Origin of the sequence: Rossellomorea orangium, assembly GCF_019334305.1 — a bacterium.
In the GTDB taxonomy this organism is placed as follows: Bacteria; Bacillota; Bacilli; order Bacillales; family Bacillaceae_B; genus Rossellomorea.
The window spans coordinates 320,155-345,924 of sequence record NZ_JAHWGH010000017.1; the positions used below are offsets into that span (position 1 = coordinate 320,155).

The following is a 25,770-nucleotide window of genomic DNA, read 5'->3' on the forward strand; positions in this document are numbered from 1 at the left end:
TAAAGAAGATAAGCACCCTGGCTCTCAGGGTGCTTTAAATAAATCATCTTTCTTTCAAAACCAGTCTCATTTCAATATCATTTTCAGTTTGTTCAATTTTTGTAAATCCCACTTTTTCATAAACATGAATGGCCGCTTTATTTTGTGCGTTTACCACTAATTTTACGACGTCATGTTTACAGTGATAATATTGGACGCCGAACTCTATCCCATCCCGCACAAATGTTGCTCCTAATCCTTTACCTATGAATGAAGGTTTTAAAGCTAACCCAATCTCCAAAGTGCTTCCATCTGAATTGAACTCGAATAATCCAGCCGTGTCATTATCCAATATGGCTGCAAACCCTTCGCAACCACCTGGACCTATCAACCTCCCCGTTTTATTGAATGAGTCAAAATAGGCCGTCATAGATATTCTTCTATGTATCCCTCATAATTCCACGAGTCGATTTCTTTTAAATAGAACATATTGATTGATTCAAATGTAAAAAGCACTCTATCTTCTCCTCTATGGACCATAATCGTCGTAATTGGTCTAGTTTTTTTGTTAAACAGATCATCCGGAACATAAAAGGATCAATTCAGTTAAATAGATGATTGAGCTATTTTTGTTTTTTTGTTTTATTTTCCGATTTCTTTTCATTCTCAGCCACCCTGAATTTTAAAATCTCCTGAATCAATTCATAGGGCATGGGCTTATCTAAAGGAAATTGCACAGTCGCTTTTGAGGTCTTATACTCCGTCATCCTATCTTTAAACGCATTGATTCCACTGGGAGTAGGGTAGAATCCGATGTGATTTTGATAAGCCGCAAAGTGCACCAGATTTCCATGCAGGGCGAAGGTAGGCATTTGATAGCTGATCTTCTCCTGTGCATCAGGGACTGTCTCTCTAATTACTTCTCTTAAGGATTGCAAGCGTTCCTGGACGTCTTCCGGGAATTGTGAAATATATTCATCAACGGTCGTGAACCCTTCCATCATAAAGTCTCCTTTCCAAACAATAAGTATGTTCTAAAACCGAGGAATACTTCATTCATTTTATCGTAAGAAATCCGTTGATGCTATCTCACCAACGGATTTTTAAAGGCTATCTAAAAATTCCTTAAATAGCTGCAATTCTTTATTGGTGAATGATTTCCCACCGTAGCGAACTTTTTCATAAAGTGGTATGACCTCTGTTGGTCCTTTTATCCTCTTGAACCACTCTTGGATGGTTTCGTGGTTCTTTTTTCTATTTAAGATGCTTAAATGAGCCTCCCAGTCTTTCATCATCTGACGAATTTCGTTCAACTGCTCCTCTGTGAGGATAATGGACTGCCCCTCTACAAGTCCTGATTGATTAGGTTTAAAGGTATAGGGGGTGTTTGATGTTTCTGGAATTTCTTCTTTTTTCTTATTCTTTTTCTTTCGGCGAAGGTACCAGATGAGGCAAGCTGCCGTTAAGACCACGAAGAAACCGTATTTCTTAGCTACACCAAGAAATCCTTTACCACTGCTTCCATCTTCACCGGAAAAAGGATCCATAAACCAGGGTAAAGGCTCCTCCACAGCGACAGGCTCATCAAGGCGCTCGTCAGAAATCGTCCTGCCTTCTTTCCCTGGGTCTAGACTCATATGACTCTCTCCATCGGTGTTCTCTACGAAATAAAATCCCTTAATCTTATCAGTCGTTTCATCAAGAACTTCCATCAATGCAAGGCTCGTACCTGTACAGATCAGAATAAACAACGTGATGATTCCTGCTTTTCTCAAATGAAAACTTCCCCCTTCTGCACCACTCATTCACATTTTGATGTGCAAAAGCTCATCACGCCTCGTTGGCTCAGGCGGAGTTCCGATGATCAATCCGAGTGACTTATTGTCTTTAGCCTTGAGTGACAGTTGATAGAAGCGTTCTGTTGAAAGGAATCTCCCATTTGGGTTGATGAGAGCAAGCGTTTCGATCAACTTCCTTAGTCGGGTGCGGTCAAGATCATTCTTTAGGCGCATGATCTCATGATGTTCTGTCGTGTAATTCACCCACAGTTCAACCTTGCAGCCCTCTTTAATCAAATACAGGCAAACTGACACGGTGTATTCGATCAGTTCCTCCATATCCTTTCTGAGATGGAAGTGGCCAGCTCCGACCATATTGAGGAAAATGGAATAGACATCCCCGTGGACCTTCTGATATTTCTTTGCAAGAAGCTTGCTCTCCTTGGCGGTCGCCAGCCAGTGGATATGTCTGAAGCTCTCATTCTCATAATCTTTCGTCCCTATGATGCTCGTCTCATCAAGGAACAAGGAATAATTGGTCTGTTTATATCCCTGAAGCATGGATTTAAGCTTCATATCAGCGATCTTCCCTATACGGGGAAGGATCTTGAATGACGGGAGCCCTGTGTCCCCGTACTCCACACGATCTGTTTGCAGGGACAATGGATCTCGAAGTGCTAACTCAAGATTACTCCAAGTATGAATCCCCCTGCTTTTACCTTTCATTGTTATGGGGATTGTCATTTGTGATTTAGGCGGTAAATCCATGGTCACTGAGTAAATGCTGTTCTCACCCTCTCCGTCTATAAACACAAGTTCACGGTCACTCCAGGTCTCTATGTTCATTTTGAGGCGATACATAGGGAAGACTGAATCATTCCTTAACTCGATGTAACAGGTGATGGTTTCGTCGATGCTTGTTGCGTCATGATACTTTTTTACACTCCAAGAGATTTTTTCGTGCTGTACGTTCAAGTAACTTCTTGAGAATAAGGCGAGCGCGTAAATCAAAAAGAAAAGAAATACCAGGAAGTCATAACCAGCGAAGCTGCTGATGATGATTAGAATCCCATTCAAGACCAATACAAGCGGTGCGAAAATAAAAGGTGGCTCCTTATGAAAAGTCATGGTGTTTCGACCGGAACTGGAACAAGGTCAAGGATTTCGTGTATGATCGCTTCTTTGGATGTCTTCACTTCACCTTCCACATTCAAGGAGATTCTGTGAGCCAATAGAGGCAGCGCCAGTTCCTTCACATCCTCCGGGGTGCTGAAATCTCTTCCATACAGGAAAGCCCTTGACTGGATCGCCCTCATATAGGCAAGGGATCCACGGGGACTCACCCCTACGTCCACATATTGATGCAGTCTCGTCTTTTGGACGATGCCCATCATATAATCCTCTATTGCTTCAGAGACCAGAACATCTTTTACACTCTGCTTTAACTGGAGAATCTCATCAATGGAGATGACACTCTCGATGATTTCAAGGGGATTGGAAGAACGGAATCTCCTTAACATCATTTTTTCTTTTTCTGGCGTAGGGTACCCCTGCCTGATGGTGAGGAGAAAGCGGTCGAGCTGCGCATCCGGTAATGGGAAGGTGCCAATGGAGTCATATGGATTTTGTGTAGCGATGACACAAAAGGGCTTGGGCAAATGATACGTCGTCCCACCAAGCGTGACATGCTTCTCTTCCATCAGTTCAAGTAGCGCGGACTGAGTCCTTGGAACCGCACGATTGATTTCATCGATGAGGAGAACATTATTGAATACAGGGCCTTTTCGAACTTTGAAGTCGCTCGTTTTCACGTCGAAGTATTCCTGTCCCACGATGTCCGACGGCAGGGTATCAGGAGTAAACTGGAGACGATTGAACGACCCGTCTATGCTTTTTGAAAAGCACTTCGCCATTGTGGTCTTCCCCGTTCCAGGGACATCTTCCAGTAATATGTGACCGTCACTCAATAGAGCAATGATCATTAACTCGATTTCTTTCTCTTTATCAATCATGACTTTGGCTATATTCTCTTTCATACTTTGTAGCATCTCGCCACCCCCATTTTACATATGTAATATTATGGTAACATATTCTGTTTCATGAGAATGTGATATTTTTGAAAATTAAGTAGATTCCACACACAAAAAAAGCCCCTTTCCCATCAAACAGGAAAAGGGCCATTGTACTCTATTATTTCATCCACTCGGTATGGAAAATGCCTTCTTTATCTACACGTTCATAGGTGTGTGCACCGAAGTAATCCCTTTGAGCCTGGATCAGGTTCGCAGGAAGCGTTTCAGTCCGGTAGCTGTCGAAATACGAAAGGGCGCTTGAGAAGCCTGGTACCGGTACGCCATTTTGAACGGCTACACTGATGACTTCACGAAGTGCGTATTGGTAACTTTCAACGATTTCTTTAAAGTAAGAATCTAGTAAAAGGTTTGTCAAATTGGATTCACGGTCATACGCTTCTTTGATCTTTTGAAGGAACTGTGCACGGATAATGCAGCCTCCGCGGAAGATCATAGCAATATCACCGTACTGAAGATCCCAATTGTACTCATCAGAAGCAGAACGCATTTGGGCAAATCCTTGAGCATACGAACAAATCTTACTCATGTAGAGGGCTTTGCGGATTGATTCTACCAATGCTTGTTTATCGCCTTCAAACGGTTTCGCGTCGGGACCTTTCAGCATTTTGCTCGCTTTCACACGCTCATCTTTAATGGCAGAGATGAAACGGGCGAAGACAGACTCCGTAATGATCGGCAACGAAACGCCAAGATCTAAAGCACTTTGGCTTGTCCATTTACCTGTCCCTTTTTGACCAGCTTTATCAAGGATGACGTCCACCATCGGCTTTCCGGTTTCTTCGTCTTTTTTCGTAAAGATATCTGCAGTGATCTCGATCAGATAGCTGTCAAGCTCTCCTTTATTCCAGTCAGCAAACACTTCATGCAGTTCGTCGGCACTTAAACCCAGGACATTCTTCATCAGGAAGTATGACTCTGCAATCAGTTGCATATCTCCGTACTCGATGCCATTGTGCACCATTTTCACATAGTGACCTGCTCCATCGGGACCGATGTACGTGGTACATGGATCTCCGTCTACCTTCGCTGCGATATCTTTCAGGATAGGAGCGACAAGATCATATGCTTCCTTCTGTCCCCCAGGCATGATGGATGGACCGGTAAGAGCACCTTCTTCCCCTCCGGATACACCTGTACCGATGAAATGAATGCCTAGTTCGCTTAATTCCTGATTACGTCGACGAGTATCTTCGAAGAACGTATTCCCTCCATCGATGAGGATGTCCCCTTTTTCAAGGAAAGGCTTTAATTGTTCGATTGTCGCATCTGTCGGATTTCCCGCTTTCACCATCAACATAATCTTACGAGGTTTTTCCAGAGAATTGACAAATTCCTCAATCGTATATGTAGGAACGACATTCTTGCCTTTCGATTCATTCATCATTTCGTCCGTTTTTTCACGGGAACGATTGTATACAGACACAGGATATCCTCTGCTTTCAATGTTCCATGCTAAATTTTTCCCCATTACTGCTAAGCCGATAACACCAATTTCCTGAGGCATAGTCAACGTCCTTTCATCTATAGAATTATGATTAAACACTTTCATTATTTCATCAAATGAATGACTAAAGTCTATTTCAATCTAACAAGAATGGTGAACACATGCAAATAATCCGTTTGAGGAGTCTGTCTTCTATAATAAGATACCCCGTCACTCCCTTAAAAAATCTTTGTTAAAGCTAGTGTCCTGTTTCGGATCAAAGGATTTCTTCTTATTCTTCCCTTTAACCCCTTGAGAGATGGAGTTTTTTCCGAACTTGTCCTGTAGCTTTGATAAGACATTGTAAAGAGGTTCCTTTTCGGCGACCTTTTTATAAGAAAACAAGTCCAGCTGCTCCGTTGCTTCACTCTTCTCCACGACATCCTGGGCAGTCACACCTAAAAGCCTAACAGGGTCTCCGTTCCAATGCTTTAAAAACAGGTCTTTCGCATGATGATAAAGGTCTTCTGTTTTATAAATCGGATTTTCCACCTTTTTGCTTCTAGTGATGGTTTTCCTGAATTTATCACGGATCATCAACTGAATAGTTGTTCCCAACACGTCTTTTTGATGAAGGCGCGAGGATACCTTCCCGCATAATTTCTCTACCACTGTCAGAAGCTCATGCTGATTTGTCGTATCCTTTGGCAGCGTTGTGGAATTTCCCACGCTCTTATAATCATAAATGGATTCTGGGTCGACATTTCTTCTGTCTATCCCGCTGGCACGTTCCTTCAGTCGTATTCCATTGATCCCAAGCAGGGATTTTAACTGGATATCATTGGCATGAGCTAGATCTCCGCACGTATGGATGCCAATTGAATTCAGCTTCTCGGCGGTCTTCTGACCGATCCCGTGCATTTCGATAACTGGAAGCGGCCAAAGCTTATCAGGGATATCACGTTTGCGTAAAACGGTGATTCCCATCGGTTTTTTCATATCTGAAGCCGTTTTAGCAAGAAATTTATTGGGGGCCACCCCTATGCTGCAAGGCAGATCCAATTGCCCTTTGATCTGAGCCTGAATGTCTGAGGCAATTTGTAGCGGGGTCCCTTTTTCAAAGGAGTCCGTGATATCGACGTACCCTTCATCGATGGAGACCGGTTCAACCAATTCAGAGTACTGTCTCAGAATATCAAATATTCCTTTGGAGGCTGCACGGTAGCGGTCGAAGTTCGGGGTCATGATAATCAGCTTCGGACACAGTTTTTTGGCTTCCCAGAGAGGCATCGTTGTTTTAACGCCAAAGCTTCTCGCTTCATAACTGCATGTCACGATGATGCCTCTCCTTTCTTCCGGGTTACCTGCTATAGCCAACGGCTTACCCCTCAAGGTCGGATCGTAAGCCATTTCTACAGATGCATAGAAACTATTCATATCAACATGAAGGATCACTCGTCCATTTTTCGGGTAGTGTGGATTCATTTCAATCGCGGCTTTCTTTGTCTATTTTTGATGCGCTTTTTGATCGTTCACATAATCCTTAATTACTTTAATGCTTTCTAGGCTTTCTACTAAAACGTCCGCATCGATCTGGGTTATCATCTTATCTTCAAGATTAATGATACCAGAAAAATAGTTGGTCTTCGAATAGGCCAGTAACCCAACGTTGGTGATGGATTCATCAGACACTTCAAGAATCTCCTTCGCTTCCTTTACAACCAAACCGATCTGCAGCGTTTTAGTTTGAACGACTAATAGAAACATTCCTGTTTCGGTGGCCGCAGATGTGCCATAAAGGATGTTCCCTAAATCCAAAACCGGTATCATTTCTTCCCTTACCTTAATAATCCCCATGACAAACTGGGGTAAATGAGGAATGGGCCTTATTTCTTCCACCTTCTCTATCGACAGTACGTTTTCAATAGGCAGAGCATATTCTTCTTTTCCAGCATGAAATACAACTACTTTCGGCATCTTACTAACGTCCCCTCTCAAACTATAGATATGTATACTACTAATGTACCATAATTTAGAAAGGATCGGTGCTGGTTTAAAAGAAGAAAATGTCCACGAACGAAGGGGCACCCTGTTGTTCGTGGACATTTGAATGTATTATGCTTGTCAGGCCTGAAACAAGCCGCTCCGCTTTTCTTTGTCCAGCTACGCCGGCTAGGCCCTCGAGGTCATAAGCTAAATCGACCAAAAAGGCAAAGAACGCCTTTCCGGTAGGTTCACCTTATGCTTGTCGCCTCTTTTCAAAGCCCCTCCGCTTTTCTTTGTCCAGCTACACCGGCTAGGCCCTCGAGGTCATAAGCTAAATCGACCAAAAAGGCAAAGAGCGCCTTTCCGGTCGATTCATCTTATGCTTGTCGGGCCTGAACAAGCCGCCTCCGCTTTTCTATTCCCCAGCGACTTCCTGGATGATGGCTACTACCATTTCAGAAAGCTTGTTTAGTTCTTCTACAGGCATTCTTTCACTCTTGGTATGGATTTCTTCGTATCCAACTGCAAGGTTAACGGTTGGCACCCCAAATCCTGCAATGACGTTGGCGTCACTTCCGCCACCGCTTGTTAAAAGTTCGCTAGGGCGACCGATTTTCTTTGCAGCACGCTTCGCCACTTCCACTACTTCGTCACCGTCTTTGAACTTGAAGCCAGGATACATCACTTGTACTTCCACTTCGGCTTTTCCGCCCATTTCTTCGGCAACAGATGTGAAGGCTGTTTTCATTTTTTCCACTTGTGCCTCCATTTTCTCAGGGACAAGTGAACGGGCTTCTGCTAAGATATCCGCTTGCTCGCATACGATATTCGTTGCTTTTCCGCCTTCAAAACGGCCGATGTTCGCAGTCGTCTCTTCATCGATGCGGCCAAGAGGCATTTTTGAAATGGCTTTCGCTGCAATTGTGATGGCAGATACGCCTTTTTCAGGCGCAACGCCTGCATGGGCGGTTTTCCCGTAAATCGTCGCTTTTACTTTAGCCTGTGTCGGGGCAGCCACGATGATGTTTCCTACTTTCCCATCACTATCAAGGGCAAAACCATATTTTGCTTTAACCAGGGATGAATCAAGCGCTTTCGCTCCAACAAGACCAGATTCTTCCCCTACAGTGATGATGAATTGAATGTCTCCGTGGGAAATATTATTTTCCTTGAGAACACGTACTGACTCAAGCATCGTGGCAAGACCTGCTTTGTCATCGGCACCGAGTATGGTTGTTCCGTCAGAATAGATATAGCCATCTTCTTTAAGAGTAGGCTTAACCCCTTTTGCAGGAACAACAGTATCCATATGAGAAGTAAAGTAAATGGTATCGACACCTTCCTTATTCCCCTTCAACGTACAGATCAGGTTTCCGGCACCATGTCCCGTTTCCCCCATCGTGTCATCTTCGAATACTTCTACTCCAAGATCAGAGAATTTCTTAGTTAATACTTTTGCGATTTCCGCTTCTTCTTTCGTTTCGGAATCGATCTGAACCAATTCCAGGAATTCATTTAATAAACGCTCTTGATTAATCATTTAGTAGACCTCCACAAATATGTATTCACTCCTATAGTATAGCGTGAATAGTCAAGGACAACAAATGGTACCACTTACAGCGGGATATTGCCGTGCTTTTTCTTAGGCCGTTCTTCCCGCTTGTTTCTCATCATCTCAAGCCCCTGGATCAATTTGATACGGGTTTCCCGTGGGTCGATGACGTCATCGACCATTCCACGTGAGGCTGCCACATAAGGATTTGCAAATTTTTCGCGGTATTCCTCAATTTTTTGTTCACGGAGCTCTTCGGGGTTTTCACTGCCTGCGATTTCCCTGGCGAAGATGATATTCGCTGCCCCTTGAGGTCCCATGACGGCGATTTCGGCATTCGGCCATGCAAATACTAAATCGGCACCGATCGATTTACTGTTGAGTGCCACATAAGCTCCCCCATAGGCTTTTCTTAGAATGACTGTCATCTTCGGAACCGTCGCTTCAGAATAAGCATAAAGGATTTTAGCACCGTGACGGATGATTCCTCCATGTTCCTGCTTGATACCAGGGAAGAATCCTGTCACATCCTCGAATGTGATCAACGGAATATTAAAGGAATCACAGAACCTGATGAAACGGGCCGCTTTGTCAGAAGAATCGATATCCAGCCCCCCTGCCATGAATTTCGGCTGGTTGCACACGAGGCCGACGACTTCACCTTTAATGCGTGCTAATCCAACTACGATGTTCTTCGCAAATTCTTTTTGAACCTCCATGAAGCTTCCTTCGTCGACGATTTCATTGATGACCGTTCGGACGTCGTACGGACGGATGGCATCGAAAGGGATAAGATCTGTTAAGTTGGCACGGTAATCTTCTTCTTCGTTCACTTCTAAGCGAGGAGGCTTTTCTTCATTATTTTGAGGTAAATAAGTTAACAGTCTTCGAACCTCCTGTAGCACTTCTTCCTCGGTCTTTCCCCTGAAGTGGGCATTGCCGCTTATGGAGTTATGAACCTTTGCTCCACCAAGATCTTCTGAGCTGATTTTTTCACCTGTCACGGTTTCGATGACTTTAGGACCGGTGATGAACATTTGACTTGTATCATCCACCATGAAGACGAAATCAGTGATGGCAGGAGAATAGACCGCACCACCGGCACAAGGCCCCATGATGACGGATATTTGTGGAATCACCCCAGAATAGACGGCGTTCCGGTAGAAGATATGTCCATAGCCATCCAGGGAGACGACCCCTTCCTGGATCCTTGCTCCTCCTGAGTCATTCAATCCGATGAAGGGAGCACCATTTTTGACAGCAAGATCCATCACATGGGAAATCTTCTTTGCGTGCATCTCTCCCAATGCCCCTCCGAACACAGTGAAATCCTGTGAGAATAAGTAAATCGGCTTACCGTTCACTTTTCCATATCCTGTCACGACCCCGTCTCCGGGACCCTGCATCCCGTCCAGTCCAAAGTCTGAGCACCTGTGTTCGATGAATGGGTTCAGTTCCACAAAGCTTCCCGGATCGACTAACAGATCAATTCGTTCCCTTGCTGTCAACTTTCCTTTCTCATGCTGTTTGTCTATTTTTTTATCGCCGCCGCCAAGCTCGACTTCTCTTCTGCGATCGTATAATTCGTTAATTTTTTCATAAATATCCATTCCTGTTACTCCCCTTTGATGTTAGTTTTATCACAGAGTTCATATAACACACCGTGTGCCGATTTCGGATGCAAAAAAGCTACGGAAGCCCCGCCCGCACCCGGCTTCGGAGTATCATTGATCATTCGTACCCCTTTGGTTTGAAGTTCCTCGATTCGTTCCTGGATCCCTTCGACCCCAAAGGCTATATGATGGATTCCTTCTCCCTTTTTTTCAATGAAAGACGCAATCGGACTTTCTTTATGTAGTGGCTCCAGTAACTCAAGCTTGAGATTCCCGCAATCCAGGAATGCTACCTTTACACCTTGATTCCCCACTTCTTCAATCTTGAGTAGTGTAAGACCTAGAGTACCTTCGTAAAATGCGAGAACATTGTCTATTGATGATACTGCTATTCCGATATGATCTACCTTTTTCATCCCTATCATCCCCCTGTTGTTTGCATGCTCCACCCTTATAGTATTCCATACATGCTGTCGGATTTCCTCCTATTTCGGCGAATAATTAAAGCGCTTTCTTTTAAACCGGTGGTTGTCTTCTATCACCATTCACGATAAAATAAAGTTGAAAATTATCTCATGCATATGTGGGAGAATGGAGCGATACAATGGGTAATAAAAAAGTTCAAAAGATCGTAGTATTAGTCATGCTGTTTGCGATGATTGCATCGACGATCATGGCAGGGCTGACATTCTTATTATAGAAAATAAAAGGATCTGCTTTTCGACTAGTCGAAAAGCAGATCCTTCTTTATCTTAATGCCCCATATTCTTTTCCAAGCTGTTCAAAGCTTCTCTTTGTTTTGACGACGAGTACCCTGGTGCCAATGGGGACTTTATCGAACAGATATTCAACATTGTTATTGTGCATCCGGATGCAGCCGTTGGAAATATACTTTCCTATACTCGAGGGCTGATTCGTCCCGTGTATCCCATATATCCTACCGTCCGTCCCTTCGGCGTCAAAGCCAATCCATCTTGATCCGAGAGGGTTTCTTGGATCACCTCCGGGAATGTTCTTTTTACGATAATACGGATTTTTCGCTTTGACCGTGACATTGAATAAGCCTTCAGGAGTAAGCTCAGTGTTCTTCCCAGTAGCTACTGGGAAGGTGCCCTGGATCTCACCGTCTGATATGAATGCCAATTGGTTGTTTTCCTTGTTCACGATGACAAACGGATCACCGGGTATCGGGTTTCTCCCCAAGGGCCAGATGGGAGAAGCAAACAAAATGATGGCAAGTAGTAATCGCATCCTATCACCTTTTTCATATTTTAGGTGTAGTTTGCTTCACTTTCATGCTTTTTTATTCCTTTAAACGAGCTTTTCAGGAGGAGGTACTGCTCCATCTCCTGAACAAACTGATAAAGGGCGGCCCGTGTTTCGAACTCTTCCCTCGTTTTGGGTAATTCCATCTGCTCGAATTCGACTTTCATATCGTACAGTTTTTTCAAGTAAAAGAGAGCCGTGTTACCAGGATGAATATGATCGCTCAGTTCTTCCAGGAATTCCGCAATTCGATGTCCCTGCTCCACCGTTAACGATATGGATGTGGCAATTGGCAGGATACGCTGGAGGATTTCAAATTGCTTCTCCCTCATTTTAAAGTATAAATAGTATAAGTTCTCATCTCTTAGAAAGTGGTTTTCCACATCTTTGAAGGCAATCGTCTTCGCCTCATTAAGCAATTTCTCCGTTTCCGTGATTTCTTTACCGTCCCAATCGCTGTCATTAGTCTTTAAGTAATTGATCATTTCGCAAAAAATCTTATAGAAGTTTGCTTCGATTTTCTCCTGATAATCGATCATCTGTTTGTCAACGCTTGGCATATACAGGTTCATCAGGAGGGCAATCCCGATCCCGATCACGATGATTCCCAATTCATTTTCAAACAACCCAAGGGTGACGTGTCCCGCTGAGTAAACATGAAGGATGATGACGGAACTTGTGACAATCCCCTCTTTTATGTTCAGTTGGACCGTAATAGGAATGAACACGAGGAGCAGCAAACCGATGACCGCCGGGTGATACGCAAAGAGTTCAAAAAATCCGGCAGAAAAAACCATTGCTATGACGCAAGCCAAAAAGCGGCTCCATGAGGCGTTCACCGATTTTTTCTTCGTATTTTGAATGCACAGGATCGTCAATATCCCTGCTGAAACGAAGTTATCCAGGTGGAACCACTGGGCGATGCTGATGGCTGCCGCGGTGCCGATTCCTGTCTTAAGTGTCCGATATCCGATTCGAAACATTCATCTTTCTCCTAACTACTTCATTTTTTAGCTTCTTTAGAATACCATAAACACGTTTGAACATAAAAAGAAGGATTAACGACGGATACCGTTAATCCTTCTCGCCTACAATATTTTTTCAAGGAATTCTTTTCCCCTTTCACTTCTTGGGTTGGAGAAAAAGTCATGGGGCTCTCCTTCTTCGATGATCTTTCCATCATCCATGAACAGGATCCTGTCAGCCACTTCTCTTGCAAAACCCATTTCATGTGTGACAATGATCATCGTCATACCGGTTTCTGCAAGAGATTTCATGACATCGAGAACCTCTTTCACCATTTCAGGATCAAGGGCAGACGTCGGTTCGTCAAATAACATGACCTTTGGCTCCATGGCAAGTGCCCTGGCAATCGCAACACGCTGCTTCTGCCCACCCGATAAACGGTTCGGATATTCGTCGCTTTTTTCTTTCAAACCAACTTTTATCAAGAGGTCCGTCCCCAGTTTCTTCGCTTCTGCTTTGTTCAAGCCTTTCACTTTCACTGGAGCGTATATGACATTTTCCAAAACGGTCATATGAGGAAAGAGGTGAAAATGCTGAAATACCATCCCGACGTCCTGTCTGACTTTGTTAATGTTTTTTCCCTTTACGAGGGCTTCTTCAAAGTATATCGATCCTGAAGTAGGCTCTTCTAAATGATTCAGGCATCGCAATAAGGTGGATTTCCCAGAACCGGAGGGACCGATCAACGCAACGACTTCCCCTTTTTCAACCGAGAAGTCAATCCCTTTAAGTACTTTCAGTTTTCCAAACGATTTAGTAATGTTTTCTCCATTAATCATTACGAAGTCTCCCTTCCAGCACTTTCCCGAGTAGAGTCAAAATCATGACAAGCACATAGTAGATCAGCCCAGCGAATAATAACGGTTCAAAGAAGGAGTATAAGTCACTTCCCACCATATAAGAACGTCTCATTACATCTGCTGCACCGATGACGGTGACGATGGCGGATTCTTTAGTAAGGGTGATGAATTCGTTCATCAACGCAGGCAGGATATTCTTGATCGCCTGCGGCAAGATCACATCTTTCATCATTAAACGATAAGGGACTCCAAGAGCCATTGCAGCTTCCTTTTGCCCTTTATCCACTGCATTGATCCCAGCTCGGATGATTTCTGATATATAAGCAGCCGAATTCAGTGAAAACGCCAGGATTGCAGCTGAGTATGGTTCAATTTGTGTCCCGAACAGCTGGGGCGAACCATAAAAAATGATCATCAGCTGAAGAACGAGAGGTGTCCCCCTGAAGATGGACGTATAAAGGTCGGCAAGCAGTGTTAAGGGCTTGATTGAACTTATTTTGCATAGGGCAAGAAGGATACCGAACGTAAACCCAAGTACCCCTGATAACGCGACAATCTTAAGCGTGACCTTCAATCCTTCCAGAATAAAAGGAATGGAAGGAATCAATTGTTCAAAATCTAGCGGCATGAAAATCTCCTCCAAATATGTGTTGTGCTTTTAATAAGGAAGGGCTAACCGGATTAGAGGTTAGCCCTAAATCAATCTACTGTTCTCCGTTAAACCATTTTTCAGCCAATTTATCCAATTCTCCCTCGTCTTTAAGCTTCTTCAATGCATCATTGAATTCACTTGTAAGCTCGCTGTCCTTTGGAAGTGCAACAGCCGAACCGGCCTCTTCTTCACTTACATTCATTGTATTTCCTTGAAGCTCATCGTTCTTGTCCAGATAGCCATTTGCTACCGTATTTTCAATGATGATCGCGTCAAACCGTCCGTTTTGCAGATCCTGGATCAATTCGGGAATGCGGTCACGTGTATCGACTTTCAACTTGATCTTTTTAGAAAGCTCCTCTGCAGCATCCTGTTGGATGGAGCCAAGCTGAACGCCAACTGTTTTGCCGTCAAGATCTTTTTCACTTTGTATTCCGCTATTTTGGGTGGAGATGATCATATCCTTCGCCGTATAGTAAACGTCACTGAAGTCAACGTTCTTTTGTCGCTCGGGCGTTGGAGTCATGGCAGAGAGTACGAAATCCACTTGGCCTGTTTTCAAGGCTGAAATTAATCCGCTGAATTCCATATCCTTGATTTCAATTTCATAACCCATTTCATCTGCGAGCATATTGGCTAGATCAATATCGTATCCGATGATTTTATCGCTATTGGCGGTATCTACGTATTCAAACGGTTTATAGTCAGCCGACGTCCCCATGATCAGTTTATCCGATTCACCTGATGCAGCCTTCTCTCCCCCTGAACCGCATGCTGCTAGAGTAGTAGATAGAATTAAAAATGATACTAGAAATAATAGCTTTTTCATTGTGATTCCCCCTTGGATGTTTTGTATAAATATAATATATAATGTATATTAATTACTATATTCGTATTGTATCAGAGATTAATTTTTATGCAATAGTATTTATAATCATAAATAAATGTTTATATTTTCTGAAAATTAAAGATGATACTACCAACATTTTACATAGTAGATGAATTCTAAAGGGATGGATAATATTCAAATTCTATGCATTATCGGGAGAATTGAGTGTGGGGGAAGATTTTTGTAGATTTAGTTGACGTTTCACCCTTCATTGAGAGAAAAAGTGTATGGATTGGATAAGGGAGAGGCACTTATAATGGACATGTTGTTGAGGATACACCTATCTGGAATCTCAAGTGGCCAGATCCTGCTTTCATATACCTTCAGATATTGGTTTTTGATGGTAATTGCGTCATTTTCATAAAGAATTGCGTTTTTCAGTAAAAAAAGGAAATCGTATTCAATCCCCTTTCCCAAAATAAAAAACCCGTCAAGCTTCTCACATTACCTGCGAGAAACCTGACGGGCTTTTTCAACTTCCTTATACTTCTTCACAATACTGATCGAAATAGGATTGAAGTTTATTCACAACGGACATTGGATCATGCCCTTCAATCTCGTGTCTTTCGACCATCGTTAACAGCTTTCCGTCTTTAAGCAGGGCGAAAGACGGTGAGGAAGGCGGGTAACCTGTAAAGTAACTGCGTGCTTTCGCAGTCGCTTCTTTATCCTGACCTGCAAAAACCGTTACCAATTGATCCGGTCTCTTATCAAAGTGAATGGAATGGGCAGCTGCCGGACGGGCGATTCCACCTGCACAACCACAAACGGAGTTGATCATCACGAGGGTTGTACCTTCCTTTGAAAATGCTTGATCCACGTCTTCTTCTGTTGTCAGTTGCGTATATCCTGCCGTTTCGATTTCCTGACGGGCCTGACGGACTACGTCGTTCATTAATAAATTGAAATCTATATCCATGCTAAACTCTCCTTTTATCGCTATCTTAATCATCATTCCACTAAAAACGAAGGGATTTGATTTACCCTTATCATAACAATTTCAAACCATATCTTTCAATTAAAATTAACTATTCATATGGATTATGCCAGCTTTGTATTGTTTCAACAACACTTCCACGGCTTGTGAAGTTGTGTAATCCCCCGTTTTCACCCGTTCTTCCATGTCGGGGAGTGAGGACTTGATGCTTTTTTGAAAGAAGAAGTCTGACAGAATTCTTTCTTTCAGCATGGTATGGAACCATTCCTGTCTTTGACCAAGCCTTCTTTCTTCGAACACACCCTGTTCTTTTGTCTGCTCTTCAAATTGACGGATGACTTCCCAAAGCTCGATCAATCCTTCATTTTTCAACGCTGAACAAGTATAGGCCTTTGAACTCCAACCTCTTGTTGCAGGAATGAGGAAGTGAAGGATCTGATTGAGTTCCCTCTTCGTTTTTTCGGCGAGAGGTTTATTTTCCCCGTCGGCTTTATTAACTAGCAGCGCGTCAGCAAGCTCCATGATTCCTTTTTTCATTCCTTGAAGCTCATCACCGGCACCGGTAATGACAAGTAATAAGAAGAAATCCACCATTTGCCTTACCATCACTTCACTTTGCCCGACTCCCACGGTTTCAATAATGATAAAATCGTATCCTGCAGCTTCACATAAGAGGAGGGTTTCATTGGTCTTGCGATGAACCCCCCCTAAGGTACCTGCAGTAGGGGATGGCCTGACAAAGGCACGGGGGTTCTTCGAGAGCTGCTCCATTCTGGTTTTATCCCCCAATATGCTTCCACCGGAAATGGAGGAGCTTGGGTCGATGGCAAGGACGGCGACACGTAACCCTTCGTTACATAACATCTCCCCGAATTGTTCGATGAATGTACTTTTCCCTGCTCCCGGGACACCTGTTATGCCGATCCGAAAACTTTTACCCGTATGAGGTAGTAACTCCTGCAAAAGTTCCTGTCCCACTGCATAATGCTCTTCCGCATTGCTCTCGATCAACGTGATGGCCTTCGCTAAATGGCTCCTGTCCCCATTCAGGATTCCGGTTTTCAATTCTGTTACTGAAACGGGATCCTTCTTCCTTTTCACAAACCGCTTCTTTCGACCAGACTGATGCTCTGTCATTATTCAGCCACTTCCTCATATCCGAGCACTTCATAAATTTCTTTGATCACCTTCTGTGCAGCGACCGGAATGATCGTGCCAGGACCGAAGACGGCAGATGCCCCATTGCTTAAAAGGAAGTCATAGTCCTTTGCCGGGATCACGCCACCGATGACGACAAGGATATCTTCCCTGCCGAGTTTCTTCAGTTCCGCTACTAATTGAGGAAGAAGTGTTTTATGACCGGCAGCCAACGAGCTTACACCTATGACATGCACATCGTTTTCAACCGCCTGCAGAGCTGTTTCTTCAGGGGTCTGGAACAATGGTCCGATATCCACATCGAATCCAAGGTCGGCAAATGCCGTGCTGATGACTTTCGCCCCCCTGTCATGACCATCCTGTCCCATCTTGGCGATAAGGATTCGGGGTCTTCTTCCTTCGTTGTCCAGAAATTCTTCCGTCATCTCTTTCACGATGTTGATTTCCTGTTCATTCGAGAAATTCGAGCTGTACACCCCGCTAATGCTCCGGATCGTTGCTTTATGTCTTCCTGATACTTTTTCGATTGCATCAGAGATTTCTCCTAATGTAGCTCTTGCCCTTGCAGCTTCAACGGCTTTTTCGAGAAGATTTCCTTCTCCTGTCTCTGCGGCATGAGACAATGCTTCAAGAGTTTCAATGACTTTCTCTTCATTTCGCTCATCTTTCAGCTTTTGAATCCGGTCAACCTGCTTTTGCCTAACAACCGTATTATCGATGTCAAGCGTTTCAATCGGATCTTCCTTCTCAAGGCGATATTTATTCACCCCGATGATGGACTCATCCCCTGAATCGATCATCGCTTGTCTTCTTGCAGCCGCTTCTTCAATTCGCATCTTCGGTAATCCGGTCTCGATGGCCTTCGTCATGCCGCCAAGCTCTTCGATTTCTTCAATATGCTCCCACGCTTTTTCCATCAGCTGATGAGTCAGGGTCTCTACATAATGTGAACCTGCCCATGGATCGATCACTTTCGTAATACCGGTCTCTTCTTGAAGAAACAGCTGTGTATTACGGGCGATTCTTGCCGAAAAATCCGTCGGCAGGGCAATCGCTTCGTCGAGTGCATTGGTGTGAAGGGATTGCGTATGACCCATGGCTGCTGCATGTGCCTCAAGTAATGTACGAACGACGTTATTATAAGGATCCTGCTCCGTTAAACTCCACCCGGATGTTTGGGAGTGGGTCCTTAGCGCCATCGATTTAGGATTCTGAGGATTGAATGTCTTCATCATCTTTGCCCAAATTCTCCGTGCCGCCCTCATTTTGGCCACTTCCATGAAATAGTTCATGCCGATTGCCCAGAAAAATGAGAGTCTTGGAGCGAAGGAATCGATATCAATTCCCGCTTTCAAGCCGGTCCGGACGTATTCAAGTCCATCCGCCAGAGTATATGCAAGCTCAATATCGGCTGGTGCACCCGCCTCCTGCATGTGATACCCTGAAATACTGATGCTATTGAACTTTGGCATATGTTTCGATGTGTATTCAAAAATATCAGCAATGATTTTCATGGACGTTTCAGGTGGATAAATGTATGTGTTCCTTACCATGTATTCTTTCAATATATCATTTTGAATAGTACCGGACAGTTTATCCTGTGAAACTCCCTGTTCTTCCGCCGTTACGATATAAAACGCAAGGATCGGAAGCACCGCACCGTTCATCGTCATGGACACAGACATTTGATCAAGGGGGATGCCGTCAAACAGAATCTTCATATCTAATATCGAATCAATGGCTACCCCCGCTTTCCCTACATCTCCTACAACCCTTGGATGATCAGAATCATAGCCGCGATGAGTGGCCAGGTCGAACGCCACAGACAAACCTTTTTGCCCCATGCTTAAATTTCTACGATAAAAAGCATTGCTCTCTTCTGCCGTAGAAAACCCTGCATACTGCCTGACCGTCCAAGGACGGTTCACATACATCGTCGGGTACGGCCCCCTAGTGTATGGAGCAAGACCAGGAAGATCCCCTCCATGAGTAATATTTTTTGTGTCTTCCCTTGAATAAAGTGGTTTAATTGAGATTTTTTCATTCGTCTCATACGATTTGTCCGAAGGGGAAACCTTACTCGTCGCTCCTTCATTTGCATATGGGTTGATTTGTTGCCAATCAGGCTTCCTCACTGTCATTTCCCTCCTCCCAGATGGTTAAAAGCTCATCCACTTTTTTAAGTATGTTCTGTTTATTATAGATGGACCCGTTCAATCCCATACGTTCCCACTTATTTCTCTTTTCATCAGGTATTTTTCCTGCTATGTCTATCACAATGTCTGCATCTATTACATGGATCGATTCAACGATCATTGGTAATTGATCATGATATGCTTCATCTTTCCCACATACTACATAGTACGGATACCGGGTTTCTTCTACAAAATGAAGGATATCTTCCTTTGACATGCACTCTTTACTCTGATGTGCATGAATGCCTCCCGTGGCTAAAAACCCTTTCACAAAGTCTGCACGGGACTTATGGGTCTTCAACTCTCCCAATCCAATCAGACCAGCCACCGGTTTCCTTGGGGACTTCTGTGTCCGACTCCTCAATCCTTCAAAAGGAAGGGACAGCCGTTCTCCCGAAGTGGACGGTGGATCCGTCATGGCCTCTTCCAGGTTGGCATAGATATTCGTCCCGATCATTGAATTCTTTCGGGTGGCTAAATCATGAATCCGGGCGTCTCTCACTCTATTCATTTGATTTTCAATAGAACCATCTTTCAGGGAGACAAGCATTCCCCCTTTTGCATCAATTTGTTGAAATTCCTTCCACGCTAGCTTGCCGACCTCTTCTGATAGCCATTCCACATAGTAAGAGCCGCCTCCTGGATCGATGACTTTATCCAGGTGCGCTTCTTCTCCGAGGATGAGTTGAGTATTTCTTGCGATTCTTTCAGAGAATGAATTTACATTCCCACTCACTTCATTGAATGGAGCAACAACCAAATAATCAACCCCTGCGAGAATGGCAGAAAAAGCTTCTCCGCCACTGCGAAGCATATTCACATATGGATCTAAAGTAGATTTATTAAATCGGGACGTTTCTGCACTGATGGTGATAGCACGGGATGTCAGGTCCCGAGCTATCCCATAAGAAGACAAGACCTCTTGCCACAATTTCTTAAATGCCCTGATTTTCGCAATTTCCATAAAGAAATGACTGCCTATTGAAAAGTGGAAATGCATTTTTTCAGTTGCTTTCTCAAGAGTCCAGCCTTTTTCTAGAAGTGTCTCAATATAAGTGACACCCTCACTCAGTGCAAAGGCCAACTCCTGGGTGGCACTTGCGCCTTTGTTATGAAATGGTGCAGAATTGACGATTATGGTCTTCACTTCAGGAAGGCACTTATCAGCTTCTTCCACAACCTTCATCCATTCTTCTAATCTACCTTCATCTAACCATTCTCCCTCTGAAAGGGGATCGTACCCAACGATTCCATGCATCCCCTTTAGTTCATGTGCCTCTCCCATTCCAACGATGGCTAAAGATGTCTTTTGATCCAGTATAAAGACCGGAGTATCGGAACCTATCATTTCTTTCAAGAATGGATAGAAATGCTCTTCATGTTTTAGATTCCCAATGGAAAATGAAAGACAGTTCTGTCCCCGTGATAATGCATCCTTCACAGCTATTGTCAGTTCTTCCCATGAATCTCTTTTTATTGACTGAGCGATAAACCACTTAGAAGCGCGTTCCAACTTACCTTCAACATTTGGAATATAATCCTTCACTCTATCCCGATTGGGGACATCCTCTTCTGTATATAACGGCTTAAGATCAATATTTTCATAAGTGTTCGTATGTAAAGAATGTACACCTTTTCCCTTTAACGCCTTTTCAGCAGCTTCCTGCCACTCTGTAAGTGTGCGACGACTGAATGATTGACCTTTCATATCACTAAGCTTCATAATACCCCTCTTTCACACTGCATTTTTGAAATCGTTTACATTAAACCTGAAAAAAATCCCCTAAATTTTCTAAATGTTTATACTAATACTATTTTAGTATATAAAAAAAATCAGCATTCTTCAATCTCTCTGGAGAATGCGCTCAAAAAAGAAGAAGAGCTGGCGATACCAACTCTTCTTCCATCATGCTTATTTCTTTGTATTGATATACAATTTACCTTCTGCACGCTCCGTCGTGACATTTCCAAAATCATCGGAGATCTTCACTTCAATCACAGCTCCCGGGGCCTTCACATTTGAAGTGGCCGTATAGTAACCTTCGTAGTGCCCTTCTGATGTTTCCATCATCGGAAGTTCAGTTGCATTCGTTACTTGACCTGCATTTGTTAGAGGCATGTGAATGACAAATGTCGCATCCAGCCCAGGTTCACTGTCAAATTCGATCTTGACGGATTCACCCTTCTTCAGTTCCTTATCTTCTGCAGGAAGAAGATTTTCAATCTCAATGTCCCCAAATTTCGCGAAAACCGTTACCACTTGTTTCTTTTTGTTTCCTGCTTTATCTTTCGCTACTACCTGGATCACATTTTCTCCTTCATTCAGGAGAATTCGATGACTGAACTTGCCGTCATTGACAGATGATTTCTCTCCATTCACTTTCACCCAAGCAAGATTTTCTTCTGCAATCGTCCCTTCCACTGTTAGGGCTTCACGATTTGTTTTCATGCCATCTTCCGGTGAAGTGATGGCGAGTTCAGGTTTAACCTGATCAAGTATGACGGTCACTGAATCCGATGGACCCGTCATTCCCTGTTCCGTCGCTGCCTTGGCGGTTAACACATTCTCACCTTCGTGCAGAGAGACGTCGGCAGAGAATGTTCCATTCTCACCTGTGTCGGCTGTCGCTACCTCTTCCTCTCCATTAAAGAGATGAACGGTCGTCGTCGGGGCAGAAGTCCCTTCAACCGTAACGGAATCTTTATTCGTAAATGAACCATCTTTCGGGGATGTGATGATCGGTGCAGTCACTTCATAATTCACGGTTGCGCGAATCATGTAATTCCCCTCGTCTTCCGGTGCTTGCGACCAGGCGCCACCGACGAACTGCCAGCTTCTCGCTGCATACTCACCATCTTCATCTGTTCCAAGACCAGGTGCATTCGGATTTGGAGCAGATTGGATGTACACCATATAGAAATCTCCTTCGACCATGATACCATGCTGACTAAGATCTACATGCGTCCATTCTCCGTTACGCAACGCGGTTCCATCGAACGGACCAGCGATTTTCTTCCCTGGTGCCCCGTCCGGTCCAGTTGCATCATATACGGCGACCTGGAATTCAGTTCCTCCCGGTACCGGCCATTCAGTATCCCAGAAACGGAATAGTCCACCCGTTACGAGTGCGGTGTCATTTCCTTCTTCAAGAGACATTTTTACGGCCCAGCCGTTGCCCGCATCATAGAATGCACGTGCATTTTCTGCAGTACCATCATCGTAACCAATTTCACCAGGATAACCGATGAATGGTTCTAAGCTTACATCAGCTGTTGTAGCTTCCCCACCTTCAACTATGACGCTCATTTCCTTACTGTAATAGTAAGGGGCTACTACTTTAAGGGTGTAATCCCCTTCGTAAGCTTCTAGTTCATATTCTCCATCTTCATTTGTAACAACGGGCTCTACAACAGCATCTTCCAGTAAGAAGACCGTCGCTCCCTCAACCGGCTCTCCTGACATTTCGTTTGTCACTGTTCCGGTGATATTCCCTTGAGGGATTTCTTCAAGGGTGAAGTTGGCTGTAGATGTTTGATCGGCTTCAATCGTAACATTCTGCGTTTCCGACCTGTAACCGTATGTGGATGCCTGCAGTGTGAATTCACCTGCTGCATGAGTCATCTCGTATGATCCATTGGCTGGATTCGTATAAACCGAACGGCCTGTTTCCAGTACGCTTACTTCCGCTTGTAACGGAAGTAGTACAGGGGCTGGACCAGATCCATCCATCTGTTCATCTTTCTTCACTTCATTTTTCACTGTGATTTCATTAGGATTTACACTTGGCTTTTTCGAAACAGAAGATGATTTCTCATCCTTCGATTTCAATCCAAGATTCATTTTCTTGGCAGGAAGATTGGATTCTGTACTCAATTTCACATCATCCAGGTACCAGCCTTGCTTCACAACACTTCCGTCCGTTGTAACATTGAACGCAACGTAAACGCGCTGACCTGCATATTCACTCAGATCTACCTCTCCGTCAATCCATCCTCCAGTATCACCATTGACCCTTAGTGCCTGTGTCCACTCTTCTCCATCGATGGATACGAATACGTGACCATAATCATAGTTCCGTTCAAGCTCATGCCACTGTTTGAATTGTAAGAAGCTCTCTCCTTCAGGTAAATCGATCGGAGGCAATTGAAGTGACATGTTCGCACTGTTGTCATACGTACCGCCAAGATTTGTGGCATAAACATTTTCCCCTGAAGTAGCCACTCCCGGACCACTCTCCGGAACTCCACGCTCCCAGCTGTTTCCTGGACCATAGGAAGTCCACCCGGTTGCAGAGGATTCAAAGTCCTGCTCATACCCCACTGTGATTCCCGGCAGAAGATTAACCGTATACGTGTCAGACTCGACTTCGTTTCCACCGAAATCCAAAGCCGACCATTTATACGTGACTCCATCTCCTGTGAGGACCTCCCCAGGTATAACTGCTTCATACGTTCCTGATGTGTAGTTTCCTGACGTTCTTGCTGCATCAACCTGCACCCAGGCACCATCTTGATTCTGATAATGCAGGGCTACACTCGTCACACTTACATTATCACTTGCTTCTGCCTCTAACGGCAGATTCATTTCTTTAAATGCTTCTTGTGGTGCATTATGAGAGATGACAGGAGCTTCCGTATCATCTCCTTCTTTTGAAACCTGCCCTTTCACTTTTCCAATCCCACTCATCACGGATGAAACGGCATCAAACGCATTGACCAGGCCGTGTCCGTACCCGTTATTCGGTGACTCAGGAAATGTACCGTCAGTTAACGGGACAGCGGTCGACATAAGGATTTCTTCAATCTCTTCGACCGTCAGGCTAGCATCCACTTGACGCAATAGGGCAGCTACAGCGGAGACATGTGGCCCGGCCATCGATGTTCCGTTCCATCCGCCTTCATAATTGCCTCCTGGAACGGAAGAACGAATATTTACACCCGGTGCTGCAATTTCAGGCTTAATTTCATCATAAGGTGAAGGTCCCTGTAAGGAGAAGCTTCCCAATTGATCATTGATATCCGTTGCACCTGTAGCGAATGACTCAGGGTAGTTGGCCGGATTCGCGATCGATCCAGGTCCTCCCGGATTAAATAACGTGGTATTTCCTGCAGAGAATTCAGGGAAGATTTCAGCTGCTCTCCACGCACTCACCATATCCCTGTACCATTCATCAAGTCCTGCTCCACCGCCCCAAGAGTTGTTGACGACATCCGGAGCCATTTCAGGATGTGGATTTCCTTCAGCATCTTTCGGTGCCAGAATCCATTCACCTGCTTCCAGTAAATCTACGTCTGTTCCACCATCTGCCGTGAACGCTTTGACTGCGATCCACTTGGCACCCGGTGCCACACCGATTTGATTGCTGCCATCAGGCTCAGAGCCGACCATTGTACCGACAGTGTGCGTTCCATGTCCTTGATCATCATAAGGTGCACCCTGTCCTGCTGTTGCATCAAACCAGTTGAATTCATGGTCTGGAGATTCAGGATTTTGAGGATCATATCCTCTATATTTTTCTTTTAATGCCGGGTGATCCCATTGTACTCCAGTGTCAATGGAAGCAATGACCGTTCCCGCTCCATTGATTCCCATTTCCCATACCGCAGGTGCACCGACCCGGTCAATATTCCACTCAATCGATGCAGGGGTATTTGGAGCTTCTTTATCCAATACTGCTGAAGAAGAAGCCTTTGCCTTCGCAGGTTGGATAATTTGTCTCGTTTCATTCGGGAGAATTTTCTCTACTTCAGCAAAGGTTGAGATTTTTTCCATGACTTTCTTTGTACTAGTGACGGCCATCCCGTTCACAACGTAAAAGTCTTTGATTTCCTTCACTGCACCTGACTTCTTCTCTTTCTGTAAGTATTCTTTCACTTGTGCTTGAGATTCAAGGGCGGTTGCCCGAAGCTCAGAGACGACCATATTTCGTTTTAATAGTTTTTTACTATTAGCAGATAGTTTCTGCTTTTTCGCTTTTTCAGTCGCCTTCTTCGCTACTGACTCAGTATCCACCTGATCCTTGAATTTCACTAAGTATGTGACATGCTTCTCTTTCTTGAACTGTTCCTGTAGTTGAGACGTGATCTTTGATTGTGGGTTTACTTTTGCTGATTCTTTCACTGAAGTGGATGGTCTTTCTTTCGCTAAAGATGCTTGTGAGGTATTCGCCGCCCCTGCATTAAATGGAAACATCAAGGGGACAAACATGACTAAGGTGAGTACAATGGATAACCATCTTGCCTTACGTTTTCTTCCTGACATCAAATTCCCTCCCAATCATTTTTGGCTCCTTCTGTAAACCCAGCACCTCCCTTGAACACCTTTTATGGAAAATTGTAGGTGTTGAACCAAAGATAACCAATCGCGGATGAGGAATGTTGTAAATTGATGTCGAAATAAATCTGAATATTCAGTATTTAATA

General features: G+C 44.1%; 22 protein-coding genes. 1 reads left to right on the forward strand and 21 read right to left on the reverse strand.

Translation table 11 applies throughout. From position 1 onward, the window contains the following. Window positions 1-43 precede the first annotated feature (43 nt). The 11 genes from KYJ26_RS16400 to mce form a co-directional block, all read right to left on the reverse strand. A complete protein-coding gene (locus tag KYJ26_RS16400; protein ID WP_219168443.1) occupies window positions 44-409 on the reverse strand; it encodes a GNAT family N-acetyltransferase in 366 nt (121 codons plus the stop codon). A 193-nt stretch (window positions 410-602) separates the two neighbouring features. Beyond that, window positions 603-980, reverse strand: coding sequence for an iron chaperone (locus KYJ26_RS16405; RefSeq protein WP_219168624.1), 378 nt, complete (start codon window positions 978-980; stop codon window positions 603-605). Window positions 981-1,082: 102 nt separating this feature from the next. Further along, window positions 1,083-1,754 (reverse strand): hypothetical protein, encoded by a 672-nt coding sequence (locus KYJ26_RS16410; protein ID WP_219168444.1) that lies wholly within the window; start codon window positions 1,752-1,754, stop codon window positions 1,083-1,085. A 30-nt stretch (window positions 1,755-1,784) separates the two neighbouring features. Beyond that, window positions 1,785-2,885 carry a DUF58 domain-containing protein gene (locus tag KYJ26_RS16415; RefSeq protein WP_219168445.1) on the reverse strand — a complete coding sequence of 367 codons (1,101 nt, stop codon included), beginning with the start codon at window positions 2,883-2,885 and terminating at the stop codon, window positions 1,785-1,787. Beyond that, entirely contained in the window at window positions 2,882-3,805 is a 924-nt protein-coding gene (locus KYJ26_RS16420) for an AAA family ATPase (RefSeq protein ID WP_219168446.1), read from the reverse strand. Before KYJ26_RS16420 ends, KYJ26_RS16415 begins: the two co-directional genes overlap by 4 nt. Before the next feature lie 142 nt (window positions 3,806-3,947). Further along, window positions 3,948-5,354: an NADP-dependent phosphogluconate dehydrogenase gene (gene gndA, locus KYJ26_RS16425; RefSeq protein WP_219168447.1), complete on the reverse strand. Its 1,407-nt coding sequence runs from the start codon at window positions 5,352-5,354 to the stop codon at window positions 3,948-3,950. 150 nt (window positions 5,355-5,504) lie between these two features. Then, window positions 5,505-6,758 carry a DNA polymerase IV gene (locus KYJ26_RS16430; RefSeq protein WP_219168448.1) on the reverse strand — a complete coding sequence of 418 codons (1,254 nt, stop codon included), beginning with the start codon at window positions 6,756-6,758 and terminating at the stop codon, window positions 5,505-5,507. A gap of 21 nt (window positions 6,759-6,779) precedes the next feature. Then, window positions 6,780-7,250: a chemotaxis protein CheW gene (locus tag KYJ26_RS16435; RefSeq protein WP_219168449.1), complete on the reverse strand. Its 471-nt coding sequence runs from the start codon at window positions 7,248-7,250 to the stop codon at window positions 6,780-6,782. Window positions 7,251-7,674: 424 nt separating this feature from the next. Next, complete coding sequence (locus KYJ26_RS16440) at window positions 7,675-8,799, reverse strand: tripeptidase T (RefSeq protein ID WP_219168450.1); 1,125 nt, start codon at window positions 8,797-8,799, stop codon at window positions 7,675-7,677. A gap of 74 nt (window positions 8,800-8,873) precedes the next feature. Further along, the gene (locus tag KYJ26_RS16445) at window positions 8,874-10,421 is read right to left on the reverse strand and encodes an acyl-CoA carboxylase subunit beta (protein WP_219168451.1); all 1,548 of its coding nucleotides are present in this window, start codon (window positions 10,419-10,421) and stop codon (window positions 8,874-8,876) included. A 5-nt stretch (window positions 10,422-10,426) separates the two neighbouring features. Then, on the reverse strand, window positions 10,427-10,840 hold the full coding sequence (mce, locus tag KYJ26_RS16450) for a methylmalonyl-CoA epimerase (RefSeq protein ID WP_219168452.1): 414 nt from the start codon (window positions 10,838-10,840) through the stop codon (window positions 10,427-10,429). Window positions 10,841-11,028: 188 nt separating this feature from the next. Between mce and prli42 the strand changes: the two genes are divergently transcribed. After that, the gene (prli42, locus tag KYJ26_RS16455; protein ID WP_171050731.1) at window positions 11,029-11,124 is read left to right on the forward strand and encodes a stressosome-associated protein Prli42; all 96 of its coding nucleotides are present in this window, start codon (window positions 11,029-11,031) and stop codon (window positions 11,122-11,124) included. 47 nt (window positions 11,125-11,171) lie between these two features. On the opposite strand, the gene KYJ26_RS16460 is transcribed toward prli42, so the two are convergent. From KYJ26_RS16460 to KYJ26_RS16505, 10 genes are all read right to left on the reverse strand, one after another. Beyond that, a complete protein-coding gene (locus KYJ26_RS16460; protein ID WP_219168453.1) occupies window positions 11,172-11,675 on the reverse strand; it encodes a L,D-transpeptidase in 504 nt (167 codons plus the stop codon). Between the two features lie 20 nt (window positions 11,676-11,695). Beyond that, the gene (locus KYJ26_RS16465; protein ID WP_219168454.1) at window positions 11,696-12,673 is read right to left on the reverse strand and encodes an aromatic acid exporter family protein; all 978 of its coding nucleotides are present in this window, start codon (window positions 12,671-12,673) and stop codon (window positions 11,696-11,698) included. 105 nt (window positions 12,674-12,778) lie between these two features. After that, window positions 12,779-13,495: an amino acid ABC transporter ATP-binding protein gene (locus KYJ26_RS16470; RefSeq protein WP_219168455.1), complete on the reverse strand. Its 717-nt coding sequence runs from the start codon at window positions 13,493-13,495 to the stop codon at window positions 12,779-12,781. Then, the gene (locus KYJ26_RS16475) at window positions 13,488-14,144 is read right to left on the reverse strand and encodes an amino acid ABC transporter permease (protein WP_219168456.1); all 657 of its coding nucleotides are present in this window, start codon (window positions 14,142-14,144) and stop codon (window positions 13,488-13,490) included. Before KYJ26_RS16475 ends, KYJ26_RS16470 begins: the two co-directional genes overlap by 8 nt. A 76-nt stretch (window positions 14,145-14,220) precedes the next feature. Then, window positions 14,221-14,997, reverse strand: coding sequence for a transporter substrate-binding domain-containing protein (locus tag KYJ26_RS16480; protein ID WP_219168457.1), 777 nt, complete (start codon window positions 14,995-14,997; stop codon window positions 14,221-14,223). Window positions 14,998-15,538: 541 nt separating this feature from the next. Next, the gene (locus KYJ26_RS16485) at window positions 15,539-15,976 is read right to left on the reverse strand and encodes a BrxA/BrxB family bacilliredoxin (RefSeq protein ID WP_219168458.1); all 438 of its coding nucleotides are present in this window, start codon (window positions 15,974-15,976) and stop codon (window positions 15,539-15,541) included. Window positions 15,977-16,081: 105 nt separating this feature from the next. Continuing rightward, on the reverse strand, window positions 16,082-17,131 hold the full coding sequence (gene meaB, locus KYJ26_RS16490; RefSeq protein ID WP_219168459.1) for a methylmalonyl Co-A mutase-associated GTPase MeaB: 1,050 nt from the start codon (window positions 17,129-17,131) through the stop codon (window positions 16,082-16,084). Next, window positions 17,131-19,293, reverse strand: a complete 2,163-nt coding sequence (gene scpA, locus KYJ26_RS16495) for a methylmalonyl-CoA mutase (RefSeq protein WP_219168460.1) — start codon at window positions 19,291-19,293, stop codon at window positions 17,131-17,133. The genes meaB and scpA overlap by 1 nt, the downstream gene beginning before the upstream one ends. Then, window positions 19,274-21,070, reverse strand: coding sequence for a methylmalonyl-CoA mutase family protein (locus KYJ26_RS16500; RefSeq protein ID WP_219168461.1), 1,797 nt, complete (start codon window positions 21,068-21,070; stop codon window positions 19,274-19,276). Before KYJ26_RS16500 ends, scpA begins: the two co-directional genes overlap by 20 nt. Window positions 21,071-21,259: 189 nt before the next feature. Then, entirely contained in the window at window positions 21,260-25,609 is a 4,350-nt protein-coding gene (locus tag KYJ26_RS16505) for a S8 family serine peptidase (RefSeq protein ID WP_219168462.1), read from the reverse strand. Between the last annotated feature and the right edge of the window lie 161 nt (window positions 25,610-25,770).